The sequence below is a fragment of the Cellulosimicrobium sp. I38E genome (assembly GCF_001647255.1).
GTDB classification, from domain to species: domain Bacteria; phylum Actinomycetota; class Actinomycetes; order Actinomycetales; family Cellulomonadaceae; genus Cellulosimicrobium; species Cellulosimicrobium cellulans_E.
In genome coordinates this window covers 42,164-56,375 of the sequence record NZ_LUAZ01000027.1, presented here as the reverse complement: position 1 = coordinate 56,375, position 14,212 = coordinate 42,164, and the positions used below count along the sequence as shown (strand labels likewise).

The 14,212-nt window shown below is 73.8% G+C and carries 15 protein-coding genes; 9 read left to right on the top strand and 6 right to left on the bottom strand.

What is annotated here, in order from left to right; translation table 11 throughout:
- Window positions 1-54: 54 nt before the first annotated feature.
- Window positions 55-2,082: a Stk1 family PASTA domain-containing Ser/Thr kinase gene (gene pknB, locus A0J59_RS09830; RefSeq protein ID WP_064315991.1), complete on the bottom strand. Its 2,028-nt coding sequence runs from the start codon at window positions 2,080-2,082 to the stop codon at window positions 55-57.
- 92 nt (window positions 2,083-2,174) lie between these two features.
- On the opposite strand from pknB, the gene A0J59_RS09825 reads away from it, so the two are divergent.
- A complete protein-coding gene (locus A0J59_RS09825) occupies window positions 2,175-2,600 on the top strand; it encodes an Rv2175c family DNA-binding protein (protein WP_053371271.1) in 426 nt (141 codons plus the stop codon).
- A 42-nt stretch (window positions 2,601-2,642) separates the two neighbouring features.
- Here A0J59_RS09825 and A0J59_RS09820 read toward each other — a convergent pair whose 3' ends face one another.
- Window positions 2,643-3,821 (bottom strand): polyprenyl synthetase family protein, encoded by a 1,179-nt coding sequence (locus A0J59_RS09820; protein WP_255365123.1) that lies wholly within the window; start codon window positions 3,819-3,821, stop codon window positions 2,643-2,645.
- 55 nt (window positions 3,822-3,876) lie between these two features.
- The gene (locus A0J59_RS09815; RefSeq protein WP_156532936.1) at window positions 3,877-4,449 is read right to left on the bottom strand and encodes a hypothetical protein; all 573 of its coding nucleotides are present in this window, start codon (window positions 4,447-4,449) and stop codon (window positions 3,877-3,879) included.
- A gap of 151 nt (window positions 4,450-4,600) precedes the next feature.
- Here A0J59_RS09815 and A0J59_RS09810 point away from each other — a divergent pair, with 151 nt between their 5' ends.
- From A0J59_RS09810 to A0J59_RS09800, 3 genes are all read left to right on the top strand, one after another.
- Window positions 4,601-5,776, top strand: coding sequence for a DUF4192 domain-containing protein (locus A0J59_RS09810; protein WP_064315989.1), 1,176 nt, complete (start codon window positions 4,601-4,603; stop codon window positions 5,774-5,776).
- 94 nt (window positions 5,777-5,870) lie between these two features.
- Window positions 5,871-6,272: a universal stress protein gene (locus A0J59_RS09805; RefSeq protein ID WP_047233156.1), complete on the top strand. Its 402-nt coding sequence runs from the start codon at window positions 5,871-5,873 to the stop codon at window positions 6,270-6,272.
- Window positions 6,273-6,543: 271 nt separating this feature from the next.
- Window positions 6,544-8,103 (top strand): RNA polymerase sigma factor, encoded by a 1,560-nt coding sequence (locus tag A0J59_RS09800; RefSeq protein ID WP_064315988.1) that lies wholly within the window; start codon window positions 6,544-6,546, stop codon window positions 8,101-8,103.
- Between the two features lie 184 nt (window positions 8,104-8,287).
- Here A0J59_RS09800 and A0J59_RS09795 read toward each other — a convergent pair whose 3' ends face one another.
- Window positions 8,288-8,500, bottom strand: a complete 213-nt coding sequence (locus A0J59_RS09795; protein ID WP_021479923.1) for a hypothetical protein — start codon at window positions 8,498-8,500, stop codon at window positions 8,288-8,290.
- Window positions 8,501-8,683: 183 nt separating this feature from the next.
- Between A0J59_RS09795 and A0J59_RS09790 the strand changes: the two genes are divergently transcribed.
- The 5 genes from A0J59_RS09790 to A0J59_RS09770 all read left to right on the top strand — a co-directional run bounded on the left by A0J59_RS09790 (window position 8,684) and on the right by A0J59_RS09770 (window position 13,023).
- Window positions 8,684-10,813, top strand: coding sequence for a type IIA DNA topoisomerase subunit B (locus A0J59_RS09790; protein WP_047233154.1), 2,130 nt, complete (start codon window positions 8,684-8,686; stop codon window positions 10,811-10,813).
- Window positions 10,814-10,815: 2 nt separating this feature from the next.
- A complete protein-coding gene (locus tag A0J59_RS09785; RefSeq protein ID WP_082141255.1) occupies window positions 10,816-11,460 on the top strand; it encodes a cation transporter in 645 nt (214 codons plus the stop codon).
- Window positions 11,461-11,524: 64 nt separating this feature from the next.
- A complete protein-coding gene (locus tag A0J59_RS09780) occupies window positions 11,525-12,001 on the top strand; it encodes a DUF4430 domain-containing protein (RefSeq protein WP_064315987.1) in 477 nt (158 codons plus the stop codon).
- Window positions 11,998-12,573 (top strand): DUF6580 family putative transport protein, encoded by a 576-nt coding sequence (locus tag A0J59_RS09775; protein ID WP_064315986.1) that lies wholly within the window; start codon window positions 11,998-12,000, stop codon window positions 12,571-12,573. Before A0J59_RS09780 ends, A0J59_RS09775 begins: the two co-directional genes overlap by 4 nt.
- A gap of 81 nt (window positions 12,574-12,654) precedes the next feature.
- Window positions 12,655-13,023, top strand: a complete 369-nt coding sequence (locus A0J59_RS09770) for a DUF2200 domain-containing protein (RefSeq protein WP_064315985.1) — start codon at window positions 12,655-12,657, stop codon at window positions 13,021-13,023.
- Window positions 13,024-13,033: 10 nt separating this feature from the next.
- Here the strand turns inward: A0J59_RS09770 and A0J59_RS09765 are convergent, their stop codons facing one another.
- Together A0J59_RS09765 and A0J59_RS09760 are read right to left on the bottom strand one after the other, a co-directional pair.
- Window positions 13,034-13,474 carry a VOC family protein gene (locus A0J59_RS09765; protein ID WP_064315984.1) on the bottom strand — a complete coding sequence of 147 codons (441 nt, stop codon included), beginning with the start codon at window positions 13,472-13,474 and terminating at the stop codon, window positions 13,034-13,036.
- Between the two features lie 46 nt (window positions 13,475-13,520).
- Window positions 13,521-14,168 (bottom strand): dihydrofolate reductase family protein, encoded by a 648-nt coding sequence (locus tag A0J59_RS09760; RefSeq protein ID WP_064315983.1) that lies wholly within the window; start codon window positions 14,166-14,168, stop codon window positions 13,521-13,523.
- Window positions 14,169-14,212: the final 44 nt, after the last annotated feature.

The window sequence follows — 14,212 nt, the reverse complement described above, 5'->3', positions numbered from 1 at the left end:
AGGGACTGCCGCTGAGGACCGCAGCTGAGGACGCCGCTGCCGGTCGCCGTCGCGTCAGAAGACGTTGATGACGATCGTCGAGCCCTTGGGCGCGGTGCGGCCGTCCCCGCCCGGCGGGTCCTGGGCGTAGACGATGTTGAGCGGGCTGATGCCCTGCGGGTGGCGGACCTCGACCTCGAAGCCCGCGTCGCGCAGGGCCTTCTCGGCCGCCTTGACGTTGGTGCCGTAGGTGTCGGGCACCTCGACGAGCGGGGGGCCGAGCGAGACGACGACGTTCACCGTGTCCGTCCGGTGCGCGTCGCTGCCCTGCTCGGGGTCCTGGCGGATCACGAGACCCGCGGCGACGGACTCGGAGTACTCCTCGGTGACCGCGGGCTCGAGGCCCTGGTCCTCCAGGGCCTTGATCGCGGCGTCCTTCTGGGAGCCTGTGACCTGCGGGACGACGACGGGCGCCGGGCCGGACGAGACCGTGAGCACGACGGGAACGTCGTGCCGGATCGTGGCGCCCTCCTCGATCGGGTTGCCGTCGCCGTCCGTGACCGCCATGACCTGGCCCTCCGGGACCTCGTCGTGCGCCTTCGCGACGGGATCGCCGACCGTCAGGTCCGCGCCCTCCAGCGCGGACGTGGCGTCCACCTGCGTGGCGCCCACGAGGCCGGTCGGCACCGTGAGCATCCGGACGCCCTTCGAGACGACGAGCTGGACGCTCCCGTCCTTGCGCACCGGCTCGCCGGACGGAGGGTCGGTCTCGACGACGGCGCCCTCGGGCACGGTGTCGTCGTAGCGCTCCTCGACCGTGTGGTCGAGGTTCGCGCCGTCGAGGATCGCTGCGGCCTCGGTGCGGGACACCTCGACGAGGCCGTCGGGGACCTGCGTGTACGCGCCCGGGCCGGACGAGAACCACCAGGCCGCGCCGCCACCGACGCCCGCGAGGACGAGCAGCACGACCAGCGACCAGACGAGGGCACGGCCCCGGCCGCGGCCTCGGGCCGTGGCCGGGGGAGTCGGAGGCGGTGGCGGGCCCGGCCGTGTCGTCGGGGCGACGACGTGCCCCACGGCGAGCGGCTCCGTGAGGCCGGCGGCCTCACGGTCCTGGAGGCTGAGCGCGGCGAGGGGCGCCGTCGCCGCCGCACGGTGCTCCGCCGTCGGGCCGGGTTCCGCGCCTCGGGCGGGGTGGACGACGCCCGCGGCCGCGGGCGGCTCGACGCGCCGCTCGAGGTCGGCCGGGTCGAGCGCCGCCCGGACCGAGCGGACGAGCGCGAGGGCGGCGCCGGCGTCGGCCGGGCGGTCCGCGGGGTCGCGCGCGGCGAGCGCGCACAGCAGGTCGTCGACCTCCGGCGGGATCCACGGGGCGACGTCCGAGGGCGGCGGCACGTCGTTGTTGACGTGCTGGAACGCGACCTGGATGGGCGTCGTGCCGGTGTGCGGGACCGTGCCCAGCAGCATCTCGTAGGCGAGGATCCCCACGGCGTAGACGTCGGTCCGCGCGTCGCACGCGCCCGTCGCGATGAGCTCGGGGGAGAGGTAGGCGACGGTCCCGAGGATGGTGCCGGTCGTCGTCGCCGTGACCTCGTTGACCGCGCGCGCGAGCCCGAAGTCGGTGACCTTGAGCCGCCCCTCGGTGTCGACCAGCACGTTCTCCGGCTTGATGTCGCGGTGCACCAGCCCGGCGCGGTGGGCGGCGGCGAGAGCGTCGAGGACGTCCTCGAGCACGTCGAGCGTGCGGCCGAGCGGCAGCGTGCGCTCCGTGAGCATCGCGCGGCGCAGGTTCGAGCCCGCCACGTACTCCATCGTGAGGTAGCTCGTGTCGCCGTCGAGCCCCTGGTCGTACACGGCGACGAGACCGGGGTGCGTGAGGCGGGCCGCCGCGCGCGCCTCACGGCGGAAGCGCGAGACGAAGTCGGCGCCCGACGCGCCCTCGGCGAGGTGGGCGTGCATGACCTTGAGCGCGACCTCGCGCTCGAGCCGCCGGTCGACGGCCAGGTAGACCGTCGCCATGCCGCCTCGCGCGATGCGCGAGACGACCTCGTACCGCCCGTCGACCAGGCGGCCGACGAGGGGATCGGTCGTCACGGTGGCCACGGGGAGAGTCTAGGTGGCCGGGCGTCGCGATCCGGTGAGCGCGGGCGCGCACGGCGTGGTCGTCGTGTGGAGGCACGCCGTAGGCTTGCCCGGTGACCGACCGTGACCCCAGCCCCCGCCCGACCCTCGACGACCTGGTCGGCGAGTGGCTGACCCTCCCCGACGTCGCCGAGGCGCTCGGCACGGACGTCGGCAAGGTGCGCCGGATCGTCCAGGAGCGCCGCGTCGTCGGCGTGAAGCGCGGCGAGCGGACGACGTTCCAGATCCCCGCTCGGTTCCTCGTGCCGCTGCACCTCGTCGACCCGGCGAACGCCGGCCGTCCGGACGAGAGCGGCCGCGTCGGCGTCCTGTCGAGCCTCCAGGGCACGATCGTCGTGCTCACCGACGCCGGCTTCGACGACGCCGAGATCCTCGAGTGGCTGTTCGCGCCGCACGCCGAGCTGGGGGAGCCGCCGTTCGACACGCTCCTGAGCGGCCACAAGGCGCGCGTGCGGCGCGTCGCGCAGTCCGAGCTCTGACCCGCTCGTCCGACGCGCTCGGCCGACCTGCCCCACCCGGCGTCAGGCGGTGCGCTCGACGGCGGCCCGCGCGAGCAGCCCGAGCATCGCGGCCCCGGGCTCGTCGAGCCCCGCACCGGCGAGGGCCGACGACGCCCGGTCGGTGAGCTCGGCGATGAGCGACTCCACGGCGTCGCGCGCACCGGTCTCGACGAGCACGGCGCGCAGCTCCTCGACCGTGCCCGCGTCGAGGTCCGGGTCGCCCAGGTGCGTGAGCAGGAGGTCGCGCTGCGCGGGCGTCGCCGCGGCGAGCGCGCGCACGACGAGCACCGTGCGCTTGCCCTCGCGCAGGTCGTCGCCCGCGGGCTTGCCCGTGACGCGCGCATCCCCGAACACGCCGAGCACGTCGTCGCGGAGCTGGAACGCCTCGCCCACGGGCAGCCCGAACGCGCTCGTCGCGGCGACGGCGGCCTCGTCAGCCCCGGCGAGCGCGGCGCCGAGCGCGATCGGGTGCTCGACGCTGTAGCGCGCCGACTTCGACCGGATCACGGCCCGCGCGCGCTGCTCGTCGGCCGCGGGGTCGTCGCCCCACGGCAGCACCTGCGCCTGCACGTCGAGGTACTGCCCCACGATCACCTCGGTCTGCATGCGCCCGAACACGACGCGCGACCGCGTCGCGACGTCGGCGGGGAGGGCGTCGAGCGCGTCGCCCAGCTCGCGGTGGCTCGCGATGAGCGCGAGGTCTCCGAGCAGGATCGCCGTGTTCTCGCCGTACCGGTCGGCGTCGCCCGACCAGCCGAGCGCGCGGTGCCGTGCCCCGAACGCGCGGTGCGCGGTCGGGTGCCCGCGCCGCGTGTCGGACGCGTCCATGACGTCGTCGTGGAAGAGCGCCGCGGCCTGGAACAGCTCGAGCGCCGCACCTGCGCGGAGCACGACGTCGCGATGCGGGCCGTCCGGGTCGCCGCCGTGCGCACGCCAGGACCAGTAGCAGAAGGCGGCGCGCAGGCGCTTGCCCCCGGCGACCAGCTCGTCCGTCGCGTCGGCGAGCGGGTCCGCGTCGGGGTGCGTGGAGGTGAGCTCGTCGCGCAGCGCGGCGGTCGTGACGTGCAGGGCCTCGTCGACCCCGGCGCGCACGCCCTCCCGGTCGACGAGGGCGATCGGGCTCGGGTCGGAGACGCTCGGGGTGGCCTCCGGGGCGAGGGGCTCGGGCGAGGACGAGGTCGGCAGCGACGGGTTCGGCACGGGGGCAGCCTATGCGGTGCGGTCGCCCCGGGGCGTCGTACCACGGTCTGAGCCCTCAGCCGGCCGCGACCTGCCCGCTGATCGTCACCAGGCGCTCGGTCTCGTCGTCGAACACGCCGACGGCCAGCGACTCGGTGGGGGACTCGGGCGCCGGTGTCCGGACGAACGTCGTGAGGGACGTGAGCGCGCTCGGGACGCTGGAGGGCGACACCTCGAACCCGGCGGCGCCGAGCGCGTCGGTGTAGTAGGCGGTGAGGGCCTCGACGGGCTCCTCCGAGCGCAGGTTGAGGGTGACGTCGACGAGCGTGCCGTCCTCCGTTGGCCTGGCCGAGCTCGCGAGCACCTGGGCGCCCGGGGGGACCGTGACGAGCTCCGCCGGGAAGCCCTCCACGAGGTCGCCGACCGCCGACGCGGCGTCGTAGTCGGGCAGCGGCGTGCCCGGGACCCCGGCCGCCTCGGACGCGGGGGACTCCGGCGTGCCGCGAGGCCCGGCGGCCCCCTGGACGTCGTCCAGGTCGGACCGGCAGCCCGCGAGCGTCGTGCCGAGCATCGCCACGACGAGGACGACGGCAGCAGCACGAGCGGACGGGTCCGCTCGACGCGCGCGGGCTCGGTTTCGTGGTGGCACGCGCACACCGTAGTCACCCGGGCGTCCGCGAGCCACCACCGCCCCCGGGGGTGGACCACAGGGCGCGTTCCGGGGCGTCGCCGGACGACGGGCGTCCACAGGCGTCCGCGCGCTCTCCCCGCGCGGCCCCGGGACGGGCTGGGATGGGCGCATGACCACCCTGATCCGGGCCCAGGGCCCGCGCGAGCTCCTCGCCTTCGTCCCCTACCGGCTCGGCTACCGGCCGCAGGACAGCGTCGTCCTCGTCGGGCTGCGCCCGCCGCGCGGCCGGATCGGCCTCGTCGTCCGGGTCGACGTGACCGACGTCGCCGACCTCGAGCACGGCCCGCAGCTCGCGCGGTCCGTCGTCGGACACCTCGCCGCGGACGGCGCGGAACGGGTCGTCCTCGTCGTCTACACGGACGCCCCGCTGCGGTCCGGCGGCGCCGAGGCCGCCGTCGCGAGGGCCGCGGTCGAGCACTGCCGCGAGGCCGTCGAGCCGCACCACGGCCCGGTGGACGTCTGGGTCGTGGCGCCGAGCGGCTGGTACGCGCTCGACTGCGTCGAGGACGAGTGCTGCCCGCCGGGCGGGCGCCCGCTGCGCGAGCTCGAGTCGAGCGAGGTGGGCGCGCACATGGTCCTCGCCGGGGCGGCGCTCGCGGACTCGCGGGAGGAGGCGCTGCGGATCCCGCGCGCGGGTGCCGACGAGCGGCGGCGTGCGGCGCGTGCCGCGCGGCGGGTCCGGGACCGCGCCCGCGGGGGCGGCCCGACCGACGCCTGGGCCGGCCTGGACCCCGTCGCCCGCCGGGTCGAGAGCCTGGCCGAGTGGAACGCGGCGGTCGCCCGCGCGGCGCAGCACGAACGGGACCGTGCAGGGGGCCAGGCGCCCCAGGCGCAGACCGGGGCGGGACTGCCTCCGGCCACGGTCCTGGGCCGGCTCGCGGCCGGGCTCGAGGCCGTCCCGGTGCGCGACGCCGTGCTCGTCTCGCTCGTGCCCGCGACGGGCGACCTCGCGGACCACACGGTGCGCGGCGGCGACGTCGACGCCGGGACGGCACGCGCGATCGCGTCGATCGTCGACCCGGCAACGGGTCTGGCGCCCGACCCGGCCGTCACGGGACCGGCCCGCGCCGTGCTGGAGGCAGTCGTGGCGCACGCCCCGCGCGGGAGCACCGCGCCGGCGCTCACGCTCCTCGCGCTGATCGCCTGGTGGCACGGGGACGGCGGCCGGGCGGGACGCCGGCTCGACGAGGCGCTCGCGGAGGACCCGACGTACCGGCTCGCCCTCCTGCTGTCGAGCGCGCTCGACGCCGGTGTGCCGCCGGGCTGGATCCGCGCCGACGTGTGAGCCGCGGCGCGCGGGTTCGGGTAGGTTCGACCGCAACACGACCTGCGGTCGCCGCCCGCGGCCGGCCGCGCCCACGAGCCGTTCCGGAGGACACATGAGCGTCGTCGTCGCGCACCTGAGCACGCCCGAGGGTCGCGAGGCTCTCGACAGCGCGGCCACCGAGGCGGTCCGGCGCGGCACCGAGCTCGTGGTCGTGGTCACGGAGGGCTCGACGTCGACGCCCGAGCTCGCCGCCGCGCACGAGGACGACCTGCGCCGGGTCGAGGAGCGGCTCGAGGGGACGGGGACGACGCTGCGGCGTGAGCAGGGGACGTCCGACCTCGCCGACGACCTCGTGAGCGCGGCCGAGCGCGCCTCCGCGGACCTCATCGTCATCGGCCTGCGCCGCCGCAGCCCGGTCGGCAAGCTCATCCTCGGGTCGAACGCGCAGCGCATCCTGCTCGACGCGCCCTGCCCGGTGCTGGCCGTCAAGCCCGAGCGCGCCGCGGGGGCCTGAGCAGGGAATCTTCGCGGGTGCCCGGCCGTTGTACAGGCCAGGACCCGGGTGACGGACGTCGCCGAGACGTGGTGTGCGGGACCGCCGAGCGGCGGTCAGGTCCGACCTCACCCCGTGTCGCGGCGTCCGGTGCACGGATCGCCGGTACAATATAGGTATCCGCTAGAGCCCGACGACTCACCGTGAGAGTCCACGAGAAGCCCGCACTTCACGGTTCACGTCCCCGCTCCGGCGGCCCTACCGCCCCCCATGATTGCCGAAAGGTCGGTTTGTGGCGCCCTCAACCCCGATTTCCGCACTCCCGCGAGAGTTCGAGCACCCCGCCCTGCAGGAGCTCCTGCGGCGCGGCAGCGCGAACGGTCGCGTCGACGCCGAGAGCTTCCGCACCGCGTGCGAGCAGGCCGCCGTCAACGACGCCAAGCGGCTGAAGGCGGTCTTCCGCGCGCTCGCAGGCGCCGGCGTCGAGGTCGACATCCCGACCACGACGAAGGTCGCCGCGGCGGCGTCGCCGCGCAGCACGACGACGGCGCGCACCAAGCCCGCAGCGGCGAAGTCGACGACGCGTCGCGCGACGACCGCCACCCAGGCCGCCCCGGCGGCCGAGGGCGACGCCGCCGAGGCCGCGCCGTCCACCGGACCCGCGAAGCCCGCCGCCCGCAAGACCGCGGCGAAGGCCCCGGCCAAGGCGAAGGCGACGCCCGCGCGCGCCAAGAAGAAGGACGACGACGAGGACGACGCCGAGGTCGAGGTCGAGGACCTCGAGATCGACGTGACCGATGACGAGGAGGACGCGGCCGCGGACTCGGGCGCGAAGAAGCCCGCCGCCGGCGCCGCGGCCGAGGAGCCCGAGGAGACGGGCTTCGTCGTGTCGGACGCCGACGAGGACGACGCGCCGGTCCAGCAGGTCGTCACCGCCGGTGCGACGGCCGACCCGGTCAAGGACTACCTCAAGCAGATCGGCAAGGTCGCGCTCCTGAACGCGGAGCAGGAGGTCGAGCTCGCGAAGCGGATCGAGGCCGGCCTGTTCGCGGAGGAGAAGCTCGCGGCCGAGGGTGACGACCTGGACCGCAAGCTCAAGCGTGAGCTGCAGTGGATCGCGCACGACGGCAAGCGCGCGAAGAACCACCTGCTCGAGGCGAACCTGCGTCTGGTGGTGTCGCTGGCCAAGCGGTACACGGGCCGCGGCATGCTGTTCCTGGACCTGATCCAGGAGGGCAACCTCGGTCTGATCCGTGCGGTCGAGAAGTTCGACTACACCAAGGGCTACAAGTTCTCGACGTACGCGACGTGGTGGATCCGGCAGGCGATCACGCGCGCGATGGCGGACCAGGCGCGCACCATCCGTATCCCGGTGCACATGGTCGAGGTCATCAACAAGCTCGCGCGCGTGCAGCGCCAGATGCTGCAGGACCTGGGCCGTGAGCCCACGCCCGAGGAGCTCGCCAAGGAGCTTGACATGACCCCGGAGAAGGTCGTCGAGGTCCAGAAGTACGGTCGCGAGCCCATCTCGCTGCACACGCCCCTCGGCGAGGACGGCGACAGCGAGTTCGGCGACCTCATCGAGGACTCCGAGGCGATCGTCCCGGCCGACGCCGTGAGCTTCACGCTCCTCCAGGAGCAGCTCCACCAGGTGCTCGACACCCTCAGCGAGCGCGAGGCGGGCGTCGTCTCGATGCGGTTCGGCCTGTCCGACGGGCAGCCCAAGACGCTCGACGAGATCGGCAAGGTCTACGGCGTGACGCGCGAGCGCATCCGGCAGATCGAGTCGAAGACCATGTCGAAGCTGCGGCACCCGAGCCGCTCGCAGGTCCTGCGCGACTACCTCGACTGACGTCCCGCCCTCGGGCGGCCGGCCCCCAGCGGCCCGGCCGCCCCTGGCGGGAGCCGTCGAGACGCACGAAGGCCCCGAGGAGATCTCCTCGGGGCCTTCGTCGTGTCGTCGTCTGTCGGCCGCCGGACCGGGCGGTGGAGCCGGTCCTCCTGCCCCCGCTCGGGGCGGCGGTGCGAGCGGCGCGTCAGCGCGCGCCGTGCTCCGCGAGCAGCTTGTCGGTCTCGTCCTGGATGGACGTCGCGAGGTCGGTGTAGGCGTCGGCGTGCGCCCGCGCGTGGTGGCCGCAGAACAGCAGCTCACCGCTCGGCAGGACCACGCGGACGTACGCCTGGGCCCCGCAGCGGTCGCAGCGATCGGCCGCGGTCAGCGGTTCGGTGGTGGTCGTCGTAGCAGTCACATGAACATCAAACCATCCGCTCCTGAAGATTCGTCCCCCGCGGGCCCCTGGTTCGCTACCCGCGAAGCGCCTCGGGTCGTGCCAGGCCCGCGCGGTCCGTGCCGCCCCGCGCCCGGGGCCGGAGCTGCGCGCCCGCGGCGGGGGAGCGCAAGGGTGTGGGCGCGCTCGTCTAGGCTTGCGGCCGTGACGACCACCTCCGCTGAGTCCAGCTACACCGCTCGGCACCTGTCCGTGCTCGAGGGTCTCGAGGCCGTGCGCAAGCGCCCCGGCATGTACATCGGGACCACCGACTCGCGCGGCCTCATGCACTGCCTGTGGGAGATCATCGACAACTCGGTCGACGAGGCGCTCGCGGGCAACTGCTCGAAGATCCGGGTGGTGCTCCACGCCGACACCTCCGTGACGGTCGAGGACGACGGCCGCGGCATCCCCGTGGACATCGAGCCCAAGACCGGCCTGTCGGGCGTCGAGGTCGTCTTCACCAAGCTGCACGCGGGCGGCAAGTTCGGCGGAGGCTCGTACACCGCGTCGGGCGGCCTCCACGGCGTCGGGGCCTCCGTCGTGAACGCGCTGTCCTCGCGCCTCGACGTCGAGGTGGACCGCGGCGGAAAGACGCACCGCATGACGTTCCACCGGGGCGAGCCCGGCATCTTCACGGACCCGAAGACGGGCCCGACGCCGGACGCCCCGTTCGAGCCGTTCGTGTCGGGTTCCGAGCTCGCGGTCGTGGGCAAGACGAAGCGCGGCGTCACCGGCACGCGCGTGCGCTACTGGGCGGACCGCCAGATCTTCCTCAAGACCGCCGTCTTCTCCTACGACGAGCTCGTCACGCGCGTGCGCCAGACGACGTTCCTCGTCCCCGGCCTCGAGATCACCGTGCGCGACGAGCGCGGCGTGCCCGGCACACCGGGGGAGTCCGGGCCGCACGAGGAGACGTTCGTGCACACAGGCGGGTCGGTCGACTTCGTCGACTTCCTCGCGCCCGACACGCCCGTCACCGCGACGTGGCACCTCACGGGCTCGGGGTCGTTCACGGAGACCGTGCCGGTGCTCGACGACCGTGGCCACATGACGCCGCAGGCCGTGCAGCGCGACTGCGAGGTCGACGTCGCGCTGCGCTGGGGCACGGGGTACGAGACCGAGGTCCGCAGCTTCGTCAACATCATCGCGACGCCCAAGGGCGGCTCCCACCTCGGTGGGTTCGAGCAGGGCCTGCTCAAGGTGCTGCGCAAGTCCGTCGAGACGAACGCGCGCCGCCTCAAGGTCTCGACCAAGGACGCGTCCGAGCGCATCGAGAAGGACGACGTCCTCGCGGGCCTGACCGCTGTCGTGACCGTCCGCCTCGCGGAGCCGCAGTTCGAGGGCCAGACCAAGGAGGTCCTCGGCACCGCGCCCGTGCGCGGCATCGTGTCGCGCGTGGTGGAGAAGGAGCTGAACGCGCTCCTCACGTCGACCAAGCGCGACGAGAAGACGCAGGCCGCGCTGCTGCTCGACAAGGTCGTGGCGGAGATGCGGGCGCGCATCACCGCGCGCAAGCAGAAGGAGATCTCGCGCCGCAAGAACGCGCTCGAGACGTCGTCCCTGCCGGCCAAGCTCGTCGACTGCCGCAGCGACGACGTCGAGCGCAGCGAGCTGTTCATCGTCGAGGGCGACAGCGCGCTCGGCACCGCGCGCCTCGCGCGCAGCTCCGACTTCCAGGCGCTCCTGCCCATCCGCGGCAAGATCCTCAACGTGCAGAAGGCGTCCGTGAGCGACATGCTCCGCAACGCCGAGTGCACCGCGATCATCCAGGTGCTCGGCGCCGGTTCCGGGCGGTCGTTCGACCTGGAGGCCGCGCGCTACGGCAAGATCGTGCTCATGACGGACGCCGACGTCGACGGCGCCCACATCCGTACGCTGCTGCTCACGCTCTTCTACCGGTACATGAAGCCGCTCGTCGAGGCGGGTCGCGTGTTCGCGGCGGTGCCGCCGCTGCACCGCATCGAGGTCATCGGCGCCGGCCGCCGCAAGAACGAGTACATCTACACGTACTCCGAGGCCGAGCTCGCCGCGACCCTCAAGAAGCTCGACAAGGCCGGGCGCCGCTACAAGGACGACATCCAGCGGTACAAGGGCCTGGGGGAGATGGACGCGGACCAGCTCGCCGAGACGACGATGGACCCGCGCCACCGCACCCTGCGCCGCGTCACGGCCGAGCACGCCGAGGCGGCGGAGCGCGTGTTCGAGCTGCTCATGGGCAGCGACGTCGCGCCGCGCAAGGAGTTCATCGTCGCGGGGGCGGCCGAGCTGGACCACGCCCGCATCGACGTCTGACGGTGACCACCGGACAGGACGCGCGCCGGCCCGACGAGGCCGACGTCGCGCGCCGTCTGCGTCGTGTGGTCCTGGTCGTCGCGGCGCTCAACCTGGCGTACTTCGTCGTCGAGCTGTCCGTCGCGCTCGCGGCCGGATCGGTGTCGCTGCTCGCCGACAGCGTGGACTTCCTCGAGGACACGGCGATCAACCTGCTCATCGCCGTCGCGCTGGGCTTCCCCCTCGCGCGGCGCGCCGTGCTGGGCAAGGTCATGGCGCTGCTCATCCTCGGACCCGCCCTCTTCGCGGCCTGGGAGGCCGTGCAGCGCTTCGGCGACCCGACGGCGCCCCAGGTCGTGCCGCTCGTCCTCGCCTCGCTCGGGGCGATCGTCGTCAACGGCGTGTGCGCGTGGCTCCTGGTGCGTGTGCGGCACCACGGCGGGTCGCTCAGCCGGGCCGCGTTCCTCTCGGCGCGCAACGACGTCCTCGTGAACGTCGCCGTCATCGCGATGGGCCTCGTGACCGCCTGGACGGGCTCGGGCTGGCCGGACCTCGTGCTCGGGTGCGGCATCATCCTCCTCGCCTTCCACTCCGCCTACGAGGTCTGGGAGGTCAGCGAGGAGGAACGGCTCGCCGCCAAGGCCGTCGCCGGGGAGGAGATCGGGTGACGTCGCGTCGTCCGACAGGCGGGCGCCCGGGCGCGCCCCACCGGGCGCTCCGTACGCTGGCGTCGTGACCCTCCGAACATTCCGCGGGACCCCCGCACGCCCGCGCACCGCACTGACCGCCGTCCTGCTCACCGCGGGCCTGCTGGCCGGGTGCTCGTCGACCGACGAGCCCGAGACCGACGCCACGACGTCGACCGCGAGCGAGGAGACGAGCGCGCCCGCCGACGACGCGACGGACGACGTGACGGACGAGGCGTCCGACGACGAGTCCGGCGACACCGACGACGCTCCGGAGCTCTCCTACGAGGGCCGCGCCGGCACGACCGCGCTCGACCTGCTGCTCGAGGCCGACCCGTCCGCCCAGGTGACCGGCGAGGGCGAGAACGCGTTCGTCACGGCGATCGACGGCGTCGCCGCCGACCCGGACAGCGAGTTCTGGGCGCTGTACGTCAACGGCGAGATGGCTACGGTGGGAGCAGGATCCCTCGAGACCGAGGACGGGGACGAGATCACGTGGAAGCTCGAGACCTTCACCTCGTGACGCGCTCGGAGAGCACGGCGCTGCGCTGGTGGCGCCCCGCGCTCGTCGTCGCGCTCGCGGCGCTCGCCGTCGTCTGGCGGCTCGTGCGCGCCGACCTCGGCGCGCCGCCGAACCTCGAGCTCGTCACCGCGGCGACGTTCGCGGCGACGATCCTGCTGCGCTCGCGCTGGGCCTTCGTCGTGCCGCTCGCCGTGACGGTCGTGTCCGACGTCGTGCTCGGCAACACGGCGATCGCGCTGTTCACCTGGAGCGCGTGGCTCGTCGTCGGGCTGGGCTCGCTGCTCGCACGGAACACGACCGGCTGGCGCCGCGTCGGCGCGGGCGCGGCGTTCGGGGTCGCGGGCTCGCTGTGGTTCTTCGCGTGGACCAACTTCGGCGTCTGGCTCCAGGGTCGCGGCGTCTGGTACCCGGCCGGCGTCGACGGTCTCGTCGCGAGCTATGTCGCGGGCCTGCCGTTCCTGCGCACCATGCTCGTGGGCAATCTCGTGCTGGTGCCGCTCGTCGCGGCGGGCACGCTGCTCGTGGACCGGCTCGAGGCCTCGCACGGGATGGTCGCAGCCCGACCCGCCTGAGCCGCGCGGTAGCGTGGTCGTGCCGGCTGGCCGCACGGGCTGAACCGGCGACCGGCTCGGCCGGGCAGGAGGAGGACACCCATGGCGGGACACCGGATCTTCGGGATGAGCTTCGCGAGCATCTACCCGCTCTACGTGACCAAGGTGGAGCGCAAGGGGCGCACGACGGACGAGCTCGACCAGGTCATCCGCTGGCTCACCGGCTACGACGACGCCGGGCTGGCGCAAGCGATCGCGGACGAGATCACGCTCGAGGAGTTCTTCGACCGGGCGCCTGCGTGGAACCCGAACGCCTCGCTCATCACCGGGGTGATCTGCGGCGTCCGCGTCGAAGACATCGAGGACCCGCTCATGCAGAAGGTCCGCTACCTCGACAAGCTCGTCGACGAGGTCGCACGGGGCAAGAAGATGACGTCGATCCTGCGCGGCGAGACGGCGGCCGCCTCCTAGGCGGCCGCGCTCAGTCGAGCTGCTCGGCGATCCCGACGATGATCCCGCCCGGGCCGCGCAGGTAGCAGAGCCGGTAGACGTCCTCGTACTGGACGATCTCTCCCATCACCTCCCCGCCGTGCGGCCCGAGGCGCCGCACCGTGTCGTGGATGTCGTCGACGGCGAACATCACTCGGTGCAGGCCCAGCACGTTCGGCGGGGCGGTGCGCAGGCCGAGGTCGAGCGGCGCGGGCGCGTGGTACCGCGTGAGCTCGAGGCGCCCGTGGCTGTCGGGGACGCGCATCATCGCGATCTCCGAGCGCAGGCCGTCGAGCCCGACGACGCGCTCCGCCCACCGCCCCTCGATCGTCATCCGGTCCTCGAGCTCCATGCCGAGCTCGGCGAAGAACGCGATGGCCGCGTCGAGGTCGTCGACCACGACGGCCACGTTGTCGAGTCGCTGGATCGTCATGCGGTGCTTCCTCTGTTCGTGGGGACGGTGGCGTCCTGTCGCCGGGTCACGCGTCGCGCTCGACACCGCGTCCCGGCTCGCTCATGTCGCCCGTCCCGGGCATGCCGTCGGCGAGGCCGTAGCGCAGCAGGACCGTGCCCGTCGGGCTGGGCGCGGGCGGCTCGAGGAGCGTGAGTTTGGTGGGGACGGCACCGCCGTCGAACACGGTCTTGCCCGTCCCGAGCACGATGGGGTGCACCCACAGGTCGAGCCGGTCGAACAGCCTCTCCCGCAGCAGCGTCTGCACCAGGTCGAGGCTGCCGACGACCTTGACGTGCTCGTGCCGGTCGCGCACCTCGCGCACCGCCGCAGGCAGGTCCGGGCCGAGCAACGTCGACCCGGCCCACGACAGGTCCGGCGTGCCGCGCGACGCCACGTACTTGGGTATGCGATTGAACAGCGTTGCGAAGTCGTCGTCCTGCCCGCCCTCCTGGAACGGCCAGTACGACGCGAAGATGTCGTACGTGCGCCGACCGAGCAGCAGCGCGTCCGTGCCCTCGTACGCCGCGGCGATCTGCGCCCCCGCGACGTCGTCGAGCAACGGTGCCTGCCACCCGCCGAACGCGAACCCGCCCTCCGGGTCCTCCTCCGGCCCGCCGGGCGCCTGCCCGACGAGGTCGAGGGTCGTGAACAGCTCGATCTCGATGGATCCCATGGTCGTCTCCAGGTCGGCTCGCCGTCTCGGTCCAGGGGTAGACC

Bases quoted from the DNA above. Each gene is read 5' to 3' on its own strand.
- A0J59_RS09770 (WP_064315985.1), top strand. From the start codon at position 12,655: ATGGCGGGACACCGGATCTTCGGGATGAGCTTCGCGAGCATCTACCCG.
- A0J59_RS09765 (WP_064315984.1), bottom strand. From the start codon at position 13,474: ATGACGATCCAGCGACTCGACAACGTGGCCGTCGTGGTCGACGACCTC.
- A0J59_RS09810 (WP_064315989.1), top strand. From the start codon at position 4,601: ATGACCACCCTGATCCGGGCCCAGGGCCCGCGCGAGCTCCTCGCCTTC.
- A0J59_RS09760 (WP_064315983.1), bottom strand. From the start codon at position 14,168: ATGGGATCCATCGAGATCGAGCTGTTCACGACCCTCGACCTCGTCGGG.
- A0J59_RS09805 (WP_047233156.1), top strand. From the start codon at position 5,871: ATGAGCGTCGTCGTCGCGCACCTGAGCACGCCCGAGGGTCGCGAGGCT.